The sequence below is a fragment of the Tritonibacter sp. SIMBA_163 genome (assembly GCF_046535935.1).
GTDB lineage: Bacteria > Pseudomonadota > Alphaproteobacteria > Rhodobacterales > Rhodobacteraceae > Epibacterium > Epibacterium scottomollicae.
This window is the reverse complement of the sequence record NZ_JAWJBP010001332.1, coordinates 1-236: the sequence shown is the minus strand read 5'-3', so window position 1 is coordinate 236 and position 236 is coordinate 1. Positions and strand designations below refer to the sequence as shown.

The window sequence follows — 236 nt, the reverse complement described above, 5'->3', positions numbered from 1 at the left end:
AGGTGCTTGTCTTGTCGCGTCAGGGCATGGGCCTGACGTCGGTGCCGGATCGGAGGGGCCGGCCATTGGAAGCCGGTCGATCGGAGACCGGATTTTGCTGCCGGCTTTTGCTGCCGGATTTCGCCGGTCGATCGCCGATCTGTTCCGGCCGATGCCTGCCTGGCCGATCCGGGGCGCGGTGAGAGATGATGCGATCGGGATATCCATGCCTATCAAGCGGGCCCCATCAAGCGGCC

Annotated in this window: 1 protein-coding gene; it reads right to left on the bottom strand. The window is 65.3% G+C overall.

Features of this window, described 5'->3' with window-relative positions; all coding sequences use genetic code 11:
• A partial coding sequence (locus tag R0J92_RS26630; RefSeq protein ID WP_411053893.1) for a hypothetical protein occupies positions 1–207 on the bottom strand: 207 nt, incomplete at its 3' end.
• Positions 208–236 lie beyond the last annotated feature (29 nt).